The 20,990-nt window shown below is 54.5% G+C and carries 17 protein-coding genes; 10 read left to right on the top strand and 7 right to left on the bottom strand.

What is annotated here, in order from left to right:
- The first annotated feature begins 137 nt into the window (after positions 1–137).
- On the top strand, positions 138–893 hold the full coding sequence (locus QWT68_RS05255; RefSeq protein WP_040286546.1) for an SDR family NAD(P)-dependent oxidoreductase: 756 nt from the start codon (positions 138–140) through the stop codon (positions 891–893).
- A 32-nt stretch (positions 894–925) separates the two neighbouring features.
- Here the strand turns inward: QWT68_RS05255 and QWT68_RS05250 are convergent, their stop codons facing one another.
- The 4 genes from QWT68_RS05250 to QWT68_RS05235 form a co-directional block, all read right to left on the bottom strand.
- Positions 926–1,933, bottom strand: a complete 1,008-nt coding sequence (locus tag QWT68_RS05250; RefSeq protein ID WP_040286545.1) for a FecCD family ABC transporter permease — start codon at positions 1,931–1,933, stop codon at positions 926–928.
- Positions 1,930–2,925, bottom strand: a complete 996-nt coding sequence (locus QWT68_RS05245) for a FecCD family ABC transporter permease (RefSeq protein WP_290150019.1) — start codon at positions 2,923–2,925, stop codon at positions 1,930–1,932. The genes QWT68_RS05250 and QWT68_RS05245 overlap by 4 nt, the downstream gene beginning before the upstream one ends.
- Before the next feature lie 70 nt (positions 2,926–2,995).
- On the bottom strand, positions 2,996–3,928 hold the full coding sequence (locus QWT68_RS05240; RefSeq protein WP_040286543.1) for an iron-hydroxamate ABC transporter substrate-binding protein: 933 nt from the start codon (positions 3,926–3,928) through the stop codon (positions 2,996–2,998).
- Position 3,929: 1 nt separating this feature from the next.
- Positions 3,930–4,724, bottom strand: a complete 795-nt coding sequence (locus QWT68_RS05235; RefSeq protein ID WP_040286542.1) for an ABC transporter ATP-binding protein — start codon at positions 4,722–4,724, stop codon at positions 3,930–3,932.
- 119 nt (positions 4,725–4,843) lie between these two features.
- Here QWT68_RS05235 and QWT68_RS05230 point away from each other — a divergent pair, with 119 nt between their 5' ends.
- The gene (locus tag QWT68_RS05230) at positions 4,844–5,893 is read left to right on the top strand and encodes an NAD(P)/FAD-dependent oxidoreductase (RefSeq protein ID WP_040286541.1); all 1,050 of its coding nucleotides are present in this window, start codon (positions 4,844–4,846) and stop codon (positions 5,891–5,893) included.
- A gap of 62 nt (positions 5,894–5,955) precedes the next feature.
- Here QWT68_RS05230 and QWT68_RS05225 read toward each other — a convergent pair whose 3' ends face one another.
- Positions 5,956–6,306: a DUF3307 domain-containing protein gene (locus QWT68_RS05225; RefSeq protein WP_040286540.1), complete on the bottom strand. Its 351-nt coding sequence runs from the start codon at positions 6,304–6,306 to the stop codon at positions 5,956–5,958.
- Between the two features lie 128 nt (positions 6,307–6,434).
- Here QWT68_RS05225 and QWT68_RS05220 point away from each other — a divergent pair, with 128 nt between their 5' ends.
- Entirely contained in the window at positions 6,435–7,577 is a 1,143-nt protein-coding gene (locus QWT68_RS05220; RefSeq protein ID WP_290150017.1) for a GAF and HD-GYP domain-containing protein, read from the top strand.
- A 6-nt stretch (positions 7,578–7,583) separates the two neighbouring features.
- Positions 7,584–9,350 (top strand): adenylate/guanylate cyclase domain-containing protein, encoded by a 1,767-nt coding sequence (locus tag QWT68_RS05215; protein ID WP_290150016.1) that lies wholly within the window; start codon positions 7,584–7,586, stop codon positions 9,348–9,350.
- 114 nt (positions 9,351–9,464) lie between these two features.
- Here the strand turns inward: QWT68_RS05215 and QWT68_RS05210 are convergent, their stop codons facing one another.
- On the bottom strand, positions 9,465–10,118 hold the full coding sequence (locus QWT68_RS05210) for a TetR/AcrR family transcriptional regulator (RefSeq protein WP_040286537.1): 654 nt from the start codon (positions 10,116–10,118) through the stop codon (positions 9,465–9,467).
- A 249-nt stretch (positions 10,119–10,367) separates the two neighbouring features.
- Between QWT68_RS05210 and QWT68_RS05205 the strand changes: the two genes are divergently transcribed.
- The 6 genes from QWT68_RS05205 (at position 10,368) to QWT68_RS05180 (ending at position 19,654) form a co-directional block, all read left to right on the top strand.
- On the top strand, positions 10,368–11,882 hold the full coding sequence (locus QWT68_RS05205; RefSeq protein WP_040286536.1) for a BCCT family transporter: 1,515 nt from the start codon (positions 10,368–10,370) through the stop codon (positions 11,880–11,882).
- Between the two features lie 18 nt (positions 11,883–11,900).
- Complete coding sequence (locus tag QWT68_RS05200) at positions 11,901–13,946, top strand: CocE/NonD family hydrolase (protein WP_290150014.1); 2,046 nt, start codon at positions 11,901–11,903, stop codon at positions 13,944–13,946.
- A gap of 151 nt (positions 13,947–14,097) precedes the next feature.
- Entirely contained in the window at positions 14,098–14,451 is a 354-nt protein-coding gene (locus tag QWT68_RS05195) for a hypothetical protein (protein ID WP_290150013.1), read from the top strand.
- 127 nt (positions 14,452–14,578) lie between these two features.
- Positions 14,579–18,394, top strand: a complete 3,816-nt coding sequence (locus QWT68_RS05190; protein ID WP_290150012.1) for an AAA domain-containing protein — start codon at positions 14,579–14,581, stop codon at positions 18,392–18,394.
- A 13-nt stretch (positions 18,395–18,407) separates the two neighbouring features.
- Positions 18,408–19,169 carry a helix-turn-helix domain-containing protein gene (locus QWT68_RS05185; RefSeq protein ID WP_290150010.1) on the top strand — a complete coding sequence of 254 codons (762 nt, stop codon included), beginning with the start codon at positions 18,408–18,410 and terminating at the stop codon, positions 19,167–19,169.
- Positions 19,170–19,171: 2 nt separating this feature from the next.
- Positions 19,172–19,654, top strand: a complete 483-nt coding sequence (locus QWT68_RS05180) for a cupin domain-containing protein (RefSeq protein WP_290150008.1) — start codon at positions 19,172–19,174, stop codon at positions 19,652–19,654.
- Positions 19,655–19,708: 54 nt separating this feature from the next.
- On the opposite strand, the gene QWT68_RS05175 is transcribed toward QWT68_RS05180, so the two are convergent.
- The gene (locus QWT68_RS05175; RefSeq protein ID WP_082023326.1) at positions 19,709–20,710 is read right to left on the bottom strand and encodes an LCP family protein; all 1,002 of its coding nucleotides are present in this window, start codon (positions 20,708–20,710) and stop codon (positions 19,709–19,711) included.
- Between the last annotated feature and the right edge of the window lie 280 nt (positions 20,711–20,990).

Genomic DNA, 20,990 nt, shown 5'->3' with positions numbered 1-20,990 from the left:
ATAGCATACCAAAAAAGTTGCCTTTTTATCAAGAAAGTGATCTGTATACGTACTTTCGTTAACGGCTGGACAGGCAGATTAATTTGAAGACCAATAGTTAGGTGTTAAACTTGTCTTGTAGAAAAGGAGTGATCACAATGGGAAGATTAGAGGGTAAAGTAGCGATCATCACAGGCGGTGCCGGCGGCATCGGCAGCGGTATGGCGAAAGCTTATGTAAAAGAGGGTGCAGTCGTAGCGATTGTGGACCTGAATCCTGAAACCGGGAAAGCGATGGAGAAGGAGCTGCAGGCGGTTCAGCCGGACAGCATGTTCATCCAGGCGGATCTGACAGACCGTGCAAAATTGAAGGACATCATCAAGGAAGTGACTGACCGGTATGGCCGTCTCGATATCCTCATCAACAACGCGCACGCATCCCGTCAGGCTCTGATCGAGGATGTGAAACAGGAAGACCTGGACTTCTCGTTCAATACAGGATTCTATCCGACATTCTACCTGATGCAGGCAGCGCTGCCATTCTTGAAAAAATCAAAAGGAACGATCATCAACTTCTCATCTGGCGCAGGCATCAACGGAGATGTCATGCAGTCCACGTACGCGGCAGCGAAAGAAGCAATCCGCGCGATTACACGGGTTGCAGCTAACGAGTGGGGCCAATACGGTATCAACGTCAACCTTATCTCGCCGATTGCAAATTCGCCAGGTATCCAGCAGTGGAAAAAAGATCAGCCAGACGCATATGATAAGATGATCAATAACATTCCAATGCGCCGTCTTGGCGAATTGGAAGGAGACATCGGCCGTGTGGCGGTATTCCTCGGCAGTGAAGATGCTTCCTACATCACCGGTCAGACAATCATGGTCGACGGCGGAGCAACAAAATTACGGTAATGAAAAAACGGTCCCTCAGCTGAGGGGCCGTTTCATTTTTTCATGAGCAGATATAGGAAATACGGAGCGCCAATGAGAGCCACTGCCAAACCTGCAGGGATCGTGCCGGCATCCGTGATGTTGCGGCCGAGCGTGTCGGCGAACAGCAGCAGCCATCCGCCGAGGACGATGGAGAGCGGCAGATGCAGCTGGCTGCGCGGACCGACGAGCGCCTTGGCGATATGGGGCGCCATCAGTCCGATGAACGCAATTCCTCCTGTGACAGATACTGCGGAAGCGGCGAGCGCGACAGCCGTCAGCAGTAGGATGGTGCGTTCCTTTTGAACGGAGACGCCGATCCCGATAGCCACCGGCTCGCTGAGGGACAGCAGGTTTAGCCGGCTCGCTTTATAAAACGCAAATGGTACGAGTATGATCAGCCATGGAGCAAGCGCCAGGACGAACGTCCAGTCGGACCCCCATACATTGCCGGCGATCCACTTCGCTATGAAATCCACCTTCTGCTGTTCAGCGGACGACATTAGAACGATCATCGCACCAGACAGCGCCAATGAGAAGCCGACGCCGATCAGCACGAGACGGACCGGCTGCAGACCGGTCTTCCGGTCCCAGGCGAACAGATAGATGAGCACCGCTGTCAGAAGTGCGCCGGCGAACCCGACGACCGGCAACAGATAGACGAATTTCCCGGCTTCAACAGGGATGAACAGGAATAGCACGGCAATTGCCAAGCCGGCACCGGAATTGATGCCGATGATACCGGGATCCGCAAGATCATTCCGGGTGATGCCCTGCAGGAGGGAGCCGGAAAGGGCCAGCGCCGCCCCGGCGAGGAACGTGATGAAAACCCGGGGCAGACGGATGGAGAACAGGACAAAGTCCTCTTTGAATGTCCCGTCACCGAACAGGGCAGGCAGGATGCGCCCGGGCTCGATGGAAGCGGGTCCGATGGTCATAGCGGCGGCAGCGGTCGCTGCAGTCAGAATGAGGAACAGTGTCAGGTAGATGCGCTGCCGCCGTTTCAGCTGTGCAGATATCATGAGAAGGCCCTGCCTCCTTTCTTCACGATGATGAGGAAGAACGGCAGACCGATGACGGAGACTAGTGCCGCTGTCGAAATCTCATATGGTGCGTTCAGCGTCCTCCCCAATGTGTCCGCAAGCACCATGAACATACCGCCGATCAGTGCGGACATCGGCAGGATGAACCGGTAATCCGTGCCGACGACCGCCCGTGTGATATGGGGGATCATCAGGCCGACGAACGCCAGGTTTCCGACAAGTGCGACCGCCGCTCCTGCCAGAACCGTCAGCAGGATGAACAGCAGCACTTTGATGCGCAGCGTGTGCTGGCCGAGGCCGACTGCGACTTCCTCGCTCAGGCTCAGGAGGGTCAGCTGTTTCGACAGCAGCAGGCTGATGAGGATTCCGATCACGATGACCGGGACGATCAGCTGCAGCTGGTGCCAGGTCGTTCCGTTGACACCACCCGCGGTATACATGGAGATGTCCTTGGCAACACGGAAGAAAATGCCGATCCCCTGTCCGACAGCAAGGAAGAAGGCGGAAACCGCTGCGCCGGCCAGGACAAGCCTGAACGGTGAAAACCCGCCGCGTTGCACAGCGGCGATACCGAAAACGATTCCCGCTCCGCCGGCAGAGCCGATGAAACAGGCAGCCATGATGCCGATCGTCGACAGGGAAGGGAAGAAGGCATACGCGGCAGCCAGGGCCGCGTTCGCGCCCCCCGTGAGGCCGAGAAGCCCCGGATCCGCGAGCGGGTTCCGGGTCATTCCCTGCATGATTGCCCCGGAGACTGCAAGGGCCGATCCGACGAAAAGGGCGGCCAGTTCGCGCGGAATCCTGATTTCCCGCAGCAGCAGGTTGTTTTTCGTTGCGCCCCCGGTGACCGCCCCAAACAGATCGGATACCGAGACAGGTGCCGCACCGAGCATCACAGCGCCGAAGAAGACAGCGGCAAGAGCGGCTGCGGCCAACAATATTTTCACGCCAAATGAAGCGGTTTTGTTCATGATCTATGTACACTCCTATCAGCAGAAAGGGGATCCTTTCATAAGTTGAAAGAATCCCCATTGTACCAGGTTATTTCAAGAAGTTCTCTTTGAAGAATTCCAGCTGGTAATCGAGCGACAGCGGATCGTTGAAGTAGAACTCATCTGCATTCGCTACAAATACGTGCCCGTTTTTGGCGGCTTCCGTATTCTTGAAGGACTCCGTTTCCATGAAGGAATTATCAGCGGCGCCGTTCTTACTGAGGATGACGTAGTCGCCCATGTATTCAGGCAGGACTTCCGCCGACAGATCGAAATAGCCTTCTTTCTCAGTATCCGCTTTAACCTTTTCAGGCATCTTCAGCTTCATCTCCTGATAGAGGATCTCCGTTCCGCGGCCCCAGCTGTCGCCGAAGACATACAGCTGCTTTTCGAAATTCTCGATGACAGATACGGTCTTGTCCTCGCCGATCTTCGCTTTGACTTCTTCACCGGCTTTGTGTGCGCGATCTTTGAAGTCGGCGACCCAGTCTTTCGCTTCCTGTTCCTGGTTCAGCAGCTTGCCAATTTCTTCGAACTGTGCCAGGTAGTCGAGCTTGTTATACGTGTAAGTGACCGTCGGTGCGATTTCTTTCAGCCGATCGAGATTATTCGTCGTGGAGTATCCGATGATCAGGTCGGGTTCCAGTTCGAGGATCTTCTCCAGATCCTCATCTGTCACTTCCTGAGCGTCCTTCAGCGTGTCCTGGAAACGCGGATTGTCTTTCGACCAGGAGTCAACGCCGACAATCGGCACATCCAACGCCATTACGTGACCGGCGAACCCGGACAGGACGACGACCCGTTTCGGATCTGCCGGAACTTCCACAGGTCCGTTTTCGGATTCATAAGTGATCGTGCCGGTCTTATTCTCCTCGGATTTAACCGGTTCTTTCTCCTTCTTGCTGCTGTCATTGCTGCCTGACGAACAGGCGCCCAGGACGAGCACGAGCAGCAGGGTGAATACGAGTGTAAGTTTCTTCATGTCAACGTTCTCCTTTTAGCAGATCATAGGTGATGCACATAGGTTTACCGCTCCTAGGGTCCACACCGATCTCCGCATCGATTTTGAAAACTTCGCGCAGGACGGACGGTTCGATGACCTCGGCCGCCGGTCCCGCCTTTACGACTTTCCCATCTTTCATGGCGATCAGATAGTCGGCGAACCGTGCCGCCTGGTTCAAGTCGTGGAGCACCATAATGATGGTGCGGCCCTGCTCGGCGTTCAGGTTCTCCAGCAGTTCCAGCACTTCGAGCTGATGGGCCATATCCAGGTAGGTCGTCGGTTCATCCAGGAAGATGATCTCGGTCTCCTGGGCGAGCGCCATCGCAATCCAGACCCGCTGACGCTGACCGCCGGACAGGGCGTCCACTTGACGGTCCCGGAACTGGATCGTGTTGGTGACGGTCATCGCCCAGTTGATCATCTCGTAGTCGGCTTTCGTCAGACGGCCGAGACCTGACTGGTAGGGGAAGCGGCCGTAGGAAACGAGTTCTCCGACCGTCAGGCCGCTTGCGGCCTCCTGCGTCTGCGGCAGGATCGCCATCCTGCGGGCAAGGGCTTTCGTCTTTTCTCCTGCAATATCAGCACCATCGAGGAGCACTTTTCCGGAATGCCGGGGAATCAGACGGGTCATCCCTTTCAGGAAAGTGGACTTGCCGCAGCCGTTCGCACCAATAATCGCGGTGACCTGATTGTTAGGAATACCGACGGTCATATTGTCTACGATGATCTGATCTCCGTATGCGATCTGAAGTTGTTCAGTTGCCAGCCTCACCATATTGAACACTCCTATTCTGAATATCCACAAAAACATTGATAATGATTATCATTCGCGGTATAGTTATGACTATAAAGTCCGGAAGACGCATTGTCAAACAATTATTGAGGGGGATATAAATGTCACAATCATCAGTTACCGACGTTACGGTAATCGGCGGAGGGCCTGCCGGTCTCTATTCCGCATTCTACAGCGGGCTCCGCGGAATGACTGCGCGGATCATCGAATTCCAGCCGGAACTCGGCGGCAAGCTCCATGTCTATCCTGAGAAGATGATCTGGGATATCGGCGGCATTACCCCAGCACCGGCTGCAGATATCATCGCGCGTCTCGTTGAACAGGGGCTGACATTCGACCCTGAAGTGGTCCTCAATGAGAAGGTTGTCCAAATTGAGAAAGATGCAGACGGCTTGTTCACAGTGACCGGACATTCCGGTGAAACGCACAGAAGCCGGACGGTGATCCTTGCGATCGGCGGAGGGATCCTGAAACCCCAGAAGATCGAAATCAGCGGCGCTGAACGGTTTGAAGTGACGAACCTCCATTATACTGTTAAATCGCTGCAGCATTTCAAAGGTAAACGTGTTCTGATTTCAGGAGGCGGAAACGCGGCAATCGACTGGGCGAATGAGCTGGAGCCGATTGCAGAGCAAGTGATGCTCACCTATCGGAAATGTGATCTGAACGGCCATGAAGCCCAGGTCGAGCAGCTGCTGCAAAGCAAAGTGGAATGCCACTTCAATACCCATATTACAAAACTGATCGCTTCGGATGATCATCATTCCGTTGAAAAGGTGGAGCTCAGTGATTGTACGGGAGGAGATGCCAAACTGCTGGAAGTGGATGAAATCGTCATCAATCATGGATATGAGATCGATACATCCCTGATTGGAGGAGGCGGAGTGCAGCTTGAACTGACAGCGGATCACCGGGTAGCCGGTACTGGAATGAGCGCAACATCAGTTCCGGGAATTTTTGCAGCAGGGGATGTCCTCTTCCATGAGAGCAAGGTGACATTGATTGCCGGAGCCTTCCAAGATGCAGCGAATGCTGTCAACAGTGCGAAGATGCACCTGGATCCTGAAGCGACACAATGGGGTATGGTGAGTTCCCATAACGAACTGTTCAAGGAACGCAACAAGGAACTGGTCAAGCAGCTGATCGGCTGAGTCCTTCCATAAGAGAAACGAACCGCCCTGCAGGAATTTGCCCCCTGCAGGGCGGTTCGTTTTCATGACCAGAAATGTGCAATGACCGCTAAAACGATGACGTGGAAAACCTGATCGGCCATGATCAGCAGCCATGCAGGCTTACCGCCTGCCGTCCCCATGACGTTCCGCGCCCACCAGGCAACGAACGTCCGGCGATCAAGGAATACGTGGCTGGCAAAGATGAAAGCCGCCGCAATCCAGGAAAATGACCCGCTGCCGATCAAGAAAGCACCGATTATGACGATGGTATACACAAGGCAGTGAGCCAGGAGCGGCAGCCATTCCGCTGCCTTCCGCTCTGCCATCCAGCGCGTCTGCAGCAAGTAATCACCAATCAGATGACCGACCAGAAGATATGAGAATAAAGTCACTTGTAGTTCCTCCGGATCGTAAAATAATCATTAAAAGATTACTTTGGATGTGTGTTCGTGTTGTTTTCATGATACTATTATTACAGATTGCTGGATTGCTGACAATAGGTTTAGAAAGGGCTTGACGAATGATCAACCAACATACGCGGGAAGTGAACCGCTCCAAGGGGGCCGCGAACTCCGATATCCTCTTAGCCACTATTTTTGAATACATGGGAAAAATGTCACTGGAAACCGACATTCATAAAATGCTCCTTCTGCTCGCCGATTTAGGCACCAAGCTGGTGCAGGCTGACCGCTGCACCGTATGGCTGCATAATCGTGATCGGCATACAGTGTGGACTGTCGCTGGCCATGGTGTAGAACGGATCTCCATACCGGACACAAGCGGGTTTGTCGGCCGAAGTATCCAGACAGGTGTGACATTGAACATCGGAGATGCCTACTTAGATGAGCACTTCAACAAAACCGTCGACCTGGAGACGGGTTACAGGACACGTTCCATACTCTGTATGCCGATCAGTAATCAGGAAGGGACCATCATCGGCGCTTTCCAGGCCATCAACAAAATCGGCATGCCCTCCTTTACGGCTAATGATGAAAAAATATTGACGTTCGCTGCCACCTATGCGGGGAAATCCCTGGAATCCTTCCTTCTTCAGGACGAACTCGCAGAAACGCAGAAGGAGATCATCGAGACACTTGGCGAGCTCGGTGAAAGCCGTTCCCAGGAAACGGGCAATCACGTGAAACGGGTCGCAGAATATTCCTATGCCCTGGCAAAACTGGCAGGATTACCGGAAGAGGAAGCGATGGAGCTGCGGTATGCCTCCCCGATGCATGATATCGGCAAAGTCGCCATTCCGGACGCCATCCTGCTCAAACCCGGGAAGTTGACAGATGCGGAGTATGAAACGATGAAGAAACACGCTGTCTACGGCTATGAGATTTTCCGGAAATCGGGGCGTCAGCTGCTGAAGACGGCTGCCATCATTGCACACCAGCATCATGAACGGTGGGACGGTCAGGGATATCCGTCCGGACTCAAGGAAGACGGAATCCATGTATATGGAAGGATCACGGCTGTCGCTGACGTGTTTGACGCACTGGGCAGTGACCGTGTGTATAAGAAAGCATGGCCTCTCGAAAAAATAAAAGCATACTTCCTGGAGCAGCGTGACCGGCAGTTTGAAGGCAGACTCGTGGATCTGTTCCTGGACCATCTGGATGAGTTCCTCGCCATCCGGAACAAATATGCAGACAGAGGGTGACGGATGTTGGGGAAACAACTGGAACTGGAGCAATCACAAATCATCGAAAGGCCGATCGCTGAAGTCTGGGATCTCCTGGCGGATACAAATCGGCTGAACCGTTCCATCGGATTGTTCCCGGTCACGTTTTCACCATTCAGGACGGAGGCTCGCCGGCTTTTCAGGGAAGCACGGGGCAAGGCATACGGACTGCTCGATATCCAATGGAAGGAGCACGTCTTCGAATGGGTGAAGGGATCGTATTATTCAATCGAACGCAACTATACGAAAGGGCCGGTGGACAGGGTCATATGGAAAGTGGCGGTCGAGGAATTGACCAGCCTGGCAACCCGGGTGACGCTGTCGGGTTTGTTCGTCTATAAAAACGGAATTGGGAAGCTCGCTTTGAAGAAAGGGATCATTCCGCAGCTTCTGAAGACGTTCGAGTATGCCAGGGAGGCGGAGACGGATGGACATATACCATCTGGCAGAAAGTCTTCTCCTGCCAATGAAGTATTGCTGGCAGAAGCGAAGGACCATCTGTATGCATTAGGCATCCGGGAACCGCTTGTCGATTCCCTGATCAGCACAATCACGACAGCTGATGATAGTGAAGTGACCCATATGCAGCCGTACAGGTGGGCGGAGGAGCATGGGGTGGCCAAAGAGGAGGCTGTCGATCTGTTTCTTTTGGCGAGTGATGCCGGCATTCTCGATTACGAATGGAACCTCATGTGTCCGAACTGCCGTGTCTCCAAGATGCAGACAGCCCATCTTGCGGATGTGCATAATGCGGTCCATTGCGATCTCTGCGGGGTCGATTTCGACGTGGATTTCGACCGCTATATCGAAATGCGATTCAAAGTCAACGGAGCGTTGAGGGAGACCGTTTCCCAAGTGTTCTGCTTGAATGGTCCTGCCAACTCACCACAGACGGCGGCCCAGTTCAGGATAGGTCCAGGTACGACGAAAACGATCAGCTGGACGCCTGACAAAGTGGACCTGCAGCTGCGTGTGCTGAAACATAACTTTGTGGTTCCGTTCACACATCAGCATATAGGACCTTATGCGTCACTGCACATAAGTTCCGATGGTTTCCTGGAAACGACTGTTCCGCAAGCAGACGAGATAACGATCAGGAACAGCACCGATGAGGAAATGATCCTGGCTGTCGAGACACTTGAGTGGGATCCCTATGCGCTGACCGCTCGGGATGTCACAAGCATGCAGCTGTTCAGGGACCTGCTTCCGAAGGAGGTCCTCGCAGCCGGCATGCAGATCGGCGTCGGCAAACTGACGATCATGTTCACCGATCTGAAAGATTCCACACGTCTCTACGAACAGGCTGGAGATGCGGCCGCATACAGTGATGTCCAGCGGCATTTCACGGAACTGGGACAGATCATACGCAAACACCGGGGGACGATCGTCAAGACGATCGGCGACTCCGTCATGGCGGCATTCAGCAATCAGATACATGCACTGCAGGCAGCTCTTGACATACAGTCATCGGTGGACCGTCTGAATACGGCACTCCGCAATCCGGTGACCATCAAAATCGGACTTCACGAAGGTCCGGTCATTGCCGTCAATGCGAACGGCGTACTGGATTACTTCGGCCGCACTGTCAATATGGCAGCACGGGTCCAGCAGCAAAGCATCGGGGATGACATCGTCATGGATCGACAGTTCTATTCGGCCGTTGCACCCGGGCTCGGTCTGCACAAAGCAGAACCGTTTACCGCAGCCCTCCGCGGCATGTCCGGTGATACCGAGCTCATCCGGGTCACATGACTGCCTGAGGCTGGTCAGATATTATAAAGAAGCTGCATGGGCATAAATCCCGATGCAGCTTTTTCGATTTGAAAATCAAGATTCCCGGCTGCTTAGGTTGCTTCTGCAGGCCAATCAGTCAGTTTCCCGGCCGATAATGCCGAGTATATACGTCATCGTCCGTTCGTGGGCCTCCTCGGCAGTAATGTCCAGCCGCTTATTCAGGAAACTCATCATCATGCCCTGCCAGATAAGGATGGTTACCTCATTCAGTGAATCCCGCTTATCCGCCGCCAGGCTGCCTTCTTCCACAGCACGGACCAAAATCGGATTTCCGCGCTTTTCGACACTCGGTTCAAGCAGGCTGCTGCGTATCTCCTCAGGCACATCCACCAGATCGGAAGGGTAGAAGCCGTAATATTTCTCAAGCAGGTTGTCGGGATTGTCGCCGAGATCCCGGATGAATACCGTATAGAAGATTTCCGGGCTGCGGAACGAGTATTCGGAGAAGCACTGCCACGCGGCGCGGTATTGCGCCAGCGCACTGTCCGCCTGTTCGATCCGTCGCGCCACTTCCTCTGTATACTCCTTCATGAGCCGCATGGATGCGAAGAACAGCAAATGTGAGAACTCCTCGAAATAGTTGTAGATGGTCGCGCTGTTATACCCGGCACGGTCTGCGACTTTCCGGATCGTAATATGCTCTGTGCCTTCTTCCTTTATGATATCGGTCGCCGCCTCCACAAAGTACTTCCACATACGCCCTTTTTGAAGCTTTTTCTTATCCAATGAAGAACCCTCACTTTTTGAATCCGCTTAACAGCAGATCGTTTGTATGTCCAGTATACAGGCGCGCCTGCCACTTGTCTTGGAAGATTTATTCTGATATTATGAACAAGGTCATATTGTAATCATGATTATAAGTTAGATACATATAGTTGGCAATCCTTTGAAGACAGGATTTACTTTTGCAGCTGAAAGGAGGAATGGAAGCGTTCTCAACTTGTAATTATGGACAAATCATAAGGAGGTCGTTTGATGCAGAAAGCTAAATTGGATCCATTCGTATTCTGGACATCCATGATTTTCATCCTGGTGGCCACCGTCATGCTCGTTGTTTTCCGGCACAGCGCGGAGCCGGTACTCGATGATGTGATGAGTTTCATCACATTCAAAATGGACTGGGCGTTTCAGTTCCTGACATTCGGCTTGTTCGTGTTCCTGATCTGGCTGGCGTTCAGCAAGTATGGAAAGATCAAACTCGGGGAAGGCAAGCCGGAGTTTTCGAGCTTCAGCTGGGGAACGATGCTGTTCACTGCAGGCATGGGGACCAGCATCATGTATTGGTCGATGATCGAACCGATCTCATACTTCGACGGACCGCCGTTCAGCATTGCTCCTGGCAGCGGGGAGGCGGCCGAATGGTCCCTGACATACGGACTGTTCCATTGGGGAATTTCCGCATGGTCCCTGTATGCATTCCCGACTGTCGTCATCGCATATTCCTATTTTGTAAAAAAACGGCCGTCCCTCAAGATCAGCACCGCACTGAGCGGAGCGCTTGGCAAGTATGCTGACGGGTGGGTGGCGAAACTGATCGATGTCCTTGTCATCTGGAGTCTGGTCGGAGGTCTCGGTACGTCACTGGGTCTCGGTGTGCCGATGGTTTCCGCAGTGGTCGGTTCCATTTTCGGTATCGAGCCATCTTTAGGAATGGATGCGGTCATCGTCACGCTTATCACGATCATCTACTCCTCAAGTGCCTATCTCGGACTGCATAAAGGGATCCGCCGTCTGAGTGATATCAACATCTACTTGGCGGTCGCTCTGGCGCTGTTCGTCTTTATCGCCGGACCGACGTCGTTCATCCTCACGTATTTCTCGAACAGCTTCGGCATGATGCTTCAGAATTTCACCTTCATGAGCTTCCATACGGACCCGATCGGCCAGGGAGGATTCCCCCAGGCATGGACGGTGTTCTACTGGGCCTGGTTCGCAGCGACGGCCATGTTCATGGGCCTGTTCGTCGCCCGGATCTCCAAAGGGCGCACGCTGCGTGAGCTGATCACCCATATGCTTTTGTGGGGTTCGATCGGCGGCTGGGTCTATTTCATGGTCTTCGGCGGCTACTCGATGAATCTTCAGCTGGAAGGCATCACGGATGTTGCGAAAACACTGGCGGAACAAGGCGGCCCGGCAGCGGTTGTCGACATACTGCGCTCGCTTCCACTGGACGTTCTGGTGCTGCCATTCTTCGTCATCGTCGGTGTCATCTTCCTGTCGACCTCGATGGACTCCGCCACGTATATACTGGCAGCTGTCGCGACGAAGGAACTGCAGCCGGGGCAGGACCCGGCGCGCTGGCACCGCATGGTCTGGGGGGCTGTCATGGCCGTCCTGTCGATGTCACTGCTCCTGGTCGGCGGTCTGCGGGTCATCCAGACGTCAGCTGTCGTCGTGGCCGTTCCGATCTACATCATCTATCTGCTGCTGCTCGTATCACTGATCCGCTGGCTGCGGGAGGATTACCCCGGCGGCAGAGCCAAATCTTGAATCTGGAGGACTATTACTATGGTTTTTAACGTACGAGAAACAAACCGCACGAACAGGACGGAGTATCCGTATAAGGTGAAAGAGCTGTCCAGCGTCATGATTCCGCTCTCTGACGGCACGCAGCTGGCAGCCCACATCTGGCTGCCGGAAGACGCAGAGCAAAATCCGGTGCCGGCTGTGCTGGAATATCTGCCGTACCGGAAGAATGATTTCACCGCACTGAGGGACTCTCTCCGTCATCCGTATTTTGCCGGACATGGCTATGCGAGCATCCGTATCGACATCCGGGGCACCGGTGATTCGGACGGGATCCTGTACGATGAATATCTGAAACAGGAACAGGACGACGCACTGGAAGTGCTGGACTGGATCGGCAAGCAGCCATGGTCTGCCGGGAAAGTCGGCATGATCGGCAAGTCGTGGGGCGGATTCAACGGGCTTCAGATTGCTGCACGGCAGCATCCGGCATTGAAAGCGATCATCACCCTTTGCTCCACGGATGACCGATACGCAGATGATGTCCATTACAAAGGCGGTGCCATGCTCGCTTCCGACATGCTGTGGTGGGCGTCGACCATGTTCGCTTACAACGCCCGTCCGCAGTTCCCCGAAGCGCGCGGCGAATCGTGGCGTGAAAACTGGCTGGAACGGATGGAACTGACGCCGCCATACGCCGAGGCTTGGGTCCGTCATCAAAGACGGGATGCCTACTGGAAGCACGGATCCGTCATCGAAAACTACGATGATATCGAAATCCCGGTGTACGCTGTCGGCGGCTGGGCAGACGGCTATACCAATGCAATCCCCCGCCTGCTGACAGGCCTGAAAGGACCGAAAAAAGGACTGATCGGCCCATGGGCGCATGAGTACCCGGAAATGGCAGTTCCGGGTCCGCAGATCGGCTTTCTCCAGGAAGCCGTCCGCTGGTGGGATGAGTGGCTGAAAGAGGAAGAGACCGGCATCATGGACGAACCAATGCTCCGTGTCTATATGCAGGACAGTGTTTCCCCGCAGACCGATTATGCCTGCCGTCCCGGCCACTGGGCGGCCGAAGAGCAATGGCCGCCTGCAGCCATCAAGGAAAAGCAATTCTTCCTGAACGGCAGGGAATTGGCCGGACGGGCAGGAGGCAAAGATGTCATCGTCTCCTCGGTCCAGCAGCATGGCCATTATGCAGGTGTCTTCTGCCCATTCGGCCAGCCGGGCGATCTTCCGGCGGATCAGCGGATTGAAAACGGCATGGCTGTCGTCTTCGATGCGTCGCCGGCAGAGGAAGACGAAGCGATCCTCGGCGAGCCGGAATTCCGCTGCCGTATCACACCTGATAAGAAAGCTGCACACTTGGTCGTCCGCCTGAACGACGTGGCACCTGACGGGTCGTCCACCAGGGTCACATGGGGAGTGCTGAACCTGACGCACAGGGACAGTGACGAGCATCCGTCCTATCTCGAACCGGGAAAAGCGATCGACATCAGTGTGAAGATGAATGTCATCGGCCATACACTGCAGAAAGGGCACCATTGGCAGCTGGCGGTATCACCGAATTACTGGCCGCACATCTGGCCGTTCCCCGAAGAGGTGACATTCACCCTTGAAACCTCGGAACGGACAGCATTGGTCCTCCCGATCCGCGAGCCGAAAAAGCTCGATCGGGAACTCAAGCCGTTCCCTCAAGCGGAAACGGCACCAGTTCTTGGAAAAGACATATTGCGTGAAGCCGGACGGACGCGTGAAGTCAAGCAGGACGCAGCGACGGGAATCTGGGTGCTCGATGACTTTTCGGATGAAGGCAAAAGGAAGCTGCACATCAACGGAATCGAATATGGCAGCACGAACCGCAACGTCTACACAATCCAGGAGAACAACCCGCTGAGCGCACGTGTGGAATGCGACTGGACCCTGAGCGTCGGAAAAGGGGACTGGCAGACATACCTGGAAACCAAGAGTACGATGTCTGCGGACGAATCGTTCTATTATCTGATGAATGAATTGAAAGCTTGGGAAAACGGAGCTGAAGTGTTCCATAAAGTATGGGAAGAGAAAATCGAACGGGATTTCACCTGACCGAGAGGTGCCGTCCGGACATGCCAGCAGATGCTGGCATGCCCGGACGGTTTTTTATAGTTCCCGGATGGGAGCCGGGCTCCCTGACTTTTGTTTAACAGACATCCGCTTAAGGGAATAGTGAAGAAGAGAATCAGTAGGAGGTGGCGTCTTGAAACAGCCGAAGTCATTGGAACAGTTTTGTGAGTACGCACAGCAGCTGGGAGGCAGCGGAAGGACCTTGCTCGTGAACCAGGCCGATTACACACCGGAAGATGCGATCGTACCGGACGAAGATACGTCAGGAGGAGTCAATATGCAGGTCGTCAGGCTGCTCGCCTGCACAGGGGAAGACGCTGTGTATTGGGCTGAACCGGTGTATGACAGCGGGGAACTGGAGCAGATGAACGTGAAACTGGCCGTATTGGCTGATTTCGACCGGGAAGTCGTGACGGAAAACGAATTGAACAAACGGAAGAACGAAACCGGACTGCACGAAAACAGTATCCAGAAAGAGGCCGACTGATCCGCGGAGTACTTTTCCTCTCGCAGACTTCGTCGATTTCCGGTATAATGAAAACAGGGTACCACACACGGACAGGTTCAGCCATCACCATATGGCTGACCTTTTTTTACGGAAAGAAGTGACCATCATGAACCGCAATACATATGAGGATACAGTGACGTGTGAACTGGCGATGACGGCAAGCGCACGCAAAGGGATCGGCAAAGTGGCCCGGGATGAGCACGCTTTTTTTGCTGTTCAAAAATCCTTCACTGTCCATATCGAAAAGCGGCCCGACAACCAGCATGGCAGCCAGTCATTCTCCTTCTTCTTCGATAATACGGAAAATGCAAAACTCTCGCAGCTGCTGGAAGGCAGAGTGGCTGTTCTCGACTGCGTAGTGAAGAATGATGGCTTCCTGGCTGTCGGCTTCCATGTCAGAGGGAAACGGGAGCCTGCCGCAACAAACCGCCGGCTGCGTGCGTCCGTCCGTTTCAGAACCGGCAAAAGCACCGGCCGGACACTGCCCGTCGAATTCGCAGCACTGGTCCGGGAGCTGCCGGTTGCGGAAGAACGTTCTGAATATGTGAAAAAGCGGATCGGCGGCTGGGAAGGCTACTTGCGGATCATGGAAAAGAATGCCGACGTGGAGGATATCCATGTGCCGGTCCGGTCGGTATCGGTCAGTGCGGATGTGAAGAAAGTGTCCGTCGGGATTTCGGGTATGCAGGCAAAACACTGGAAACGTATTCAAGGGTTTTCAGCGAAGTTTGACGGAGCCGCCTACGACCTTGGGAACGTTATCTCGGCAGACCGGAAAAGGAACCGGGTCGAGATCGAACTGAAAGCCTCAGCGGTCGCGCAGGCGCGCAAAACAGGCTTTCAAGGCCAAGAATCCAGCTCGATCATCTTCAGTAATTTTGCCGAGCTGAGCCAGGTCAGGCGGCTGCGGAAAGGGTTCAAAGACCTGCAGGACGGCCTTGCAGCCAATGGCAACCTTGAAAAGATACTGTTCGAGGAACGCCCGGTCGTCCGTATCAACAACCGGAAAGAGCCGCTCGAGTACAGCACGCAGCTGAACGAGTTCCAGGAGGAAGCCGTCTCCGGTGCCATGAATGCGAGCGATATCTATGTCATCCAGGGGCCGCCGGGTACAGGGAAGACGACAGTGATCTCGGAAATCTGCAGCCAGGCGGTCAAAGCGGGGATGCGGACATTGGTGGCGTCCCAGGCGAACTTGGCGGTCGACAATGCACTCGGCCGTCTGCTGGACCATCCGGAGATCCGCATACTCCGTTATGGCCGGACAGAGAGCATCGAGGAAGAAGGCCGCAAGTTCATCGAAGAAAACGTGGCGGAGCACTGGCGCCAGCAGACGCTGGAAACGATCGAAGGAGCGCTCGCTTCCCACAGCAGTCTGGCGGAACGCCTGGAACAGGAAATCGACGCAGCCGGAGCCCGCTTGGCTGAACTGGACGCGGAAGAAGCGGAATTGAAGCACCGCCTGCAAGTGAGACGGGAGCAGAAAGAGGAGTTGGCATCCCTTGAGCAGGGCGTAAAAGAAATCGAGCGGACTCTTCGCAATTTTTCCCTGGAAAGCGAGAAGAACCACAGCCGGGAAACGTCATTGCAGAAAAAGATCGATTCCATCCAGCAGGACTGTGACAGCTGCAAGGCTGCGCTCGCCGGTCTGGCAAGTGCAGGCCGCCCCCTGGCGGAACTGAATGCGGAGCAGAGCCGTTTGGCTGACAGGCTCAGGCTTCTGAAGGAGGCCCGGTCGATCGGAGAACTCGAAGAGAAGCTGAGCGTCTCTGAAAACGACTATGAGCAGCTCTTCCAACGTCACGAAGCGGTGGCTGCCGTACTCGGGAAGATTCCCTCGGCAGCTAAGCTGAACGATCTCAACGACCTTCTGGACAGTATCATGTACAGCCCGTCCAACCAGGTCGATCAGCAAATGACAGCACTGATCCGGCAGATCGACAGCCTCCAGGAAGCCGGCGGCAGCGACGGGGCGACGGCGTGGTCGGAGACATTGGCGCGGGTGGACAAAGCGATCCGCACAGTGACCGATATACTGCGCACCCACCACTTCCAGAACCGGATCACAGTACCGACCGGTTTCCGGAACCGGCACTCCATCGACTCCATCCAGGAGACGGTAAGCCGAGTCGGGAGATACCTGATCCAGCCGTCCGTCAAAAAGATCCTTGCAACGACGTCATTTTCAGTGGAAGCGTACGACTGTCTCGAGAATCTGACGAAAGCGGCAGCCCTGCTGCATGATAGACGGAATTTCATCCTGGCCTATTTGTCCGAAGCGAAATCGGCAGCATCGCTTTTCCGTGACATACGGGAAGGAGCGGCTGCCGAAGTTGCTGCCGAAGCGGAAACACTATCGGTGCGACTGACTGAACACAGCCGCCGGATCGATGAACTGAAGCAGCAGCTGGCGTCGATCCGGCAGGAAGCCGGCCCTGCCCAGGAACGGGCGCTGCCGGAAGTTCTGGCTGAGACGGAGGCTGCGTACAAGTCCGTCACGGAGGCGATCAGGAAAGCTGCCGGGCAAGAGGCGGAAAGAGAGGCCGTCCTGTCGGAACACACAGCTCTGTCCAGTCAGCTGTCCGGTCTGCAGGAGGAATTGGAATCATGCCAGCAGCGTAAGCGATCACTCCAGGATGAGCTGGGACGGACGGAGAAGACTGCTGCAGACAGCCGGCAGAAGATCGAATCGCTGCGCTCCGGGCTCATCAGTGATCCGTCACCGCGTCTCTTGCAGGTCAAGTCCGAACGGGAAGAAACCGCCCGTTGTGCCGAGTCAGCGAAGGGCAGGCTTGCGAATGTGCCGGTCATCCAGTCATTGCAGGCGGAATGGCAGAAGATGCTGAAAGAGGCGAGCCCATATGATCTGGATGAAATCCGCAAATTGTATGTGAAACACGCGAACGTGATCGGCACGACTTGTGTGGCGTCTGCAAGGAAAGGATTTGCAGAAGATTATCCGCAGTTCGACCTTGTCATCATTGACGAAGTCTCGAAGGCGACGCCTCCTGAACTGCTGCTGCCGATGCTGAAAGGCAAGAAGATCATCCTTGTCGGCGACCATCATCAGCTGCCGCCGCTGGTCGGCCAGGAAACGATGGAGGAGTTCCTGGAAGAAATGCCCGAGGATGCTCAGAAGAAGGAGATGGAGATGCTGCTGAAAGAGTCATTGTTCGAGAGGCTGTTCCGCACACTTCCGAAGCAGAACAAGACGATGCTCGGCAAGCAGTACCGCATGCATGAAAAAATCATGCGCACCATCACGCCGTTCTATAACGGAAACGGCTATACACTTGCATGCGGTCTCGCCGATTCGGATGCCGCTCGTGCGCATAACCTGGAAACTCCGCTCATCCAAAGAGACAGCCATGTCATCTGGCTGGATCAGCCGAATACGCCTGCCTGTTATGAGGCGAAACCGAAGGGCGGAACGAGCCGCTATAACGAAAGTGAGCTGGAAACAATCCGGAATCTTCTTTTGGAACTCGAAGAGGGGACCGAATTGGCCATCCGGAATGGCACGCTTCCTGCAGGTACGAAAAAACGGATTGGTGTTATCAGCTTTTATGGAGAGCAGGTCAAACGGATCGATCACCTGATCCAGGAAGAGTATTCATTCGGCAATCTTGAATTCAGGACGGGATCTGTCGATAAGTTCCAAGGTATGGAGATGGATATCATCATCGTCAGCTTCGTCCGCAATCATGGGGATGCCGGCGGGGATATCGGGTTTGCGAAAGACTACCGCCGGCTGAATGTCGCACTGTCGAGGGCAAAGGAACTGCTCGTCATCGTCGGCAGTTCGGAAATGTTCACCAGAAAGCCGAAATCTCCGCAAGTCCGCAAGATGTACAGCCAGCTGTATGAGACGGTGAAAAATCTTGACGGTATCCGTCCAATCGCGGAACCGGCAGTTAATTGAAGGAGGCGGTCTTATGAAAGCCAGCCAGGCAGAGCTTCGTGCGCAAGTGCTCCAATCACAGGACGTCCGGCTGCTGGAGGAGCAGAGCTGGATGCTTCCCGCAGTGCGGCTTGCAGTAAGCTTCGAGACGATCACGAAGACGACAATGGATATCCTGATGAATATGACATTGCTGACGCTGCAGCGCCTGCCGCTGGAACAGGAGACCGATATTGCCCGGCTGCTGGGTGTGGAGGCCCTGTTCGTTTCGGATCTTCTGAAGATGATGGAAGCGGATGGACTGGTGGTCCGCCATAGGCAATGGACTATCACGGAAAAAGGGAAGACCCAGCTGCAGGAGGGGCACTATACCCATGCAGCCGAGAAGGAACAGGCGATCCTGATGTACAGTCCTCTGCTGGACGTTTTTTTCAAGGAACCGGAGACAGACGCATCGGCGGCGCCGGAAAACGACTTTCGCTACACTTGGGAAGAGGAATCGTGGAATCCGGGGATGATACCGAAAGACCGTCTGGAAGCAGCCCTGGCGGAGACGGTCGGCCTTGACAACTCGGAGAATCGGACGAAGACTGTAGGTGCTGTATTGGAGATCACCCAAGCCGGGCAGGCTGAGTACCCTTGTTACGAGTACAGGCTCTATGAGAAACGGACGGATTCACTGTTCGTCCGCGTATGGAATACTGCAGCCGGACAGTGGGATGAAACGCTTGAAGAGTACATTTTGACGAGAGAGCGCGGCGATTGGCGGCAACGCTATCTGACAAAGGAGGAGTAATGATGGAACGGAATGCGGAATACTGGAAAACACAGTTAGGACTTGAGAGTCATCCGGAAGGCGGCAGCTATGCAAGCACGTTTCGATCCGGGCAGGATAGTGAAACTGAGCAGGGCATGCGCCCGCTCTATACGAGCATCTATTTCCTGCTCGAAGCTGGCGAGGTCTCGCATTTCCATCAGCTGGAATCGGATGAGCTGTGGTATTACCACGACGGCGCGCCGCTTACAGTGCACATGATTTCCGAAGAGGGTGTCTATACAGCAGCTAAGCTTGGTCTTGCGATCGAGGAGGGGGAGAGACCGCAGATCCTAGTTCCTGCAGGTACGATTTTCGGTTCATCGATGACCGGTCCCGGACAGTGCTCCCTCGTCGGCTGCATGGTGGCGCCCGGCTTCGACTTCGAGGATTTCAAGCTGTTCGGAACGGACGAACTTCTGAACCGTTTCCCGCAGCACGAGGCGATCATCCGCAAGATGACATAAAGAAGGCTGGTCGGGCATGCAAATCGCTGCATGCCCGACCAGCCTTCTGTTCTGTTACTCGTTGTCTGTTTCTGTCCGGGAACCGTCAGCGTCACTTTGATCCGTATCAGCTGTTACCGGTTTTCCTTCCAGGAAGTTATTCAGTGCTTCCGTGTTTTCTTCGAAGTCGATATCGAGCACCAGTCCCGCTCCTTCCACCCGTCTGTCTTCATACGAGTCATCGAGCGGAATCCTGAGAGATTCGATGCCGGCATCCTTATTGTCGAGCAGCCCCTTGCCGATGGACAGCATCGTCCGCTTGTCCAGGTTGGTTTTCACATAGCTGTCCGCCATACCGAGAAGTTTCGGAAGGCTGAGCAGACTGTGCAGGCTGACCGCTTCCTTCTTCAGTTTGGCGAGCGCTTCCTGCTGTCTTTCCACCCGGCCGAAGTCGCTCTTGCTGTCGTGACGGAAACGCACATATCCGAGAAGTTCCTTGCCATGCAGACGCTGTACGCCGGGTTCCAATGTCATATTGATGCCATGGGACATCTGATAGGGAATGTCGACTTCTATGCCGTCAGGCGCGATGACATCGACGACTTTCGGGAACCCGTCGAAATTGACCTCGGCATAATAATGCACATCGAGTCCGAAATTTTCCTTGATCGTCTGGCGGACAAGTTCCGGGCCGCCTAAAGAGTAGGCGGCGTTCATCTTATGCTTGCCGTGCCCCGGGATCTCTACATAGATATCACGCATGACGGACACGGTCTTCAGTTCCTTCGTATCTTGGTTGTAGTGCGCGATCATGAGAGAGTCCGAACGGCCGTCATCGTCTTCGGGACGGGCATCCGAACCGAGCAGGAGTATATTGATTTCTCCATATTGAGGTTCAGGTGCATCGAAGATATCCTCATCGCCGTCATCAGGCGTTTCTCCGGCAAGCGACTGCCCTGCATTATATTCGGAAAACCAATAGAGTGCGATGCCTCCTCCGACTAGCAGAAGGAATACAAGCAGTCCCACCCAAAGTTTACGTTTCTTTTTACGGGTTCTGATTTCAGAACGTTTCATAGTGCCACCACCTGTAGTTGGTACCGCGTAAGTGCGGGTTCCTGCTGTCTGTAGGACGCATTTCAAGAGGAAATGTTTTCTCAGCAGCCGGATTATTTCCTAACTAATGAAGCATACGACGTCCGGACATAATTTGCAATATGCAATCAGCCGTCTTCCTTGCGGGAAGACGTTTGCAACTCAGCGGATCCCCCGATATAATAACAGGAGAATAAAGTTCCGCAACCTGCAGGAAGCTGCAGGAACTGGGAGTCTGCGTCAGCAATGCCTGTCGCGACTT

Source organism: Sporosarcina trichiuri (assembly GCF_030406775.1).
Lineage (GTDB): Bacteria > Bacillota > Bacilli > Bacillales_A > Planococcaceae > Sporosarcina > Sporosarcina trichiuri.
Note: the sequence above shows the minus strand (reverse complement) of the source record. Positions and strands in the feature narration are given on the sequence as shown.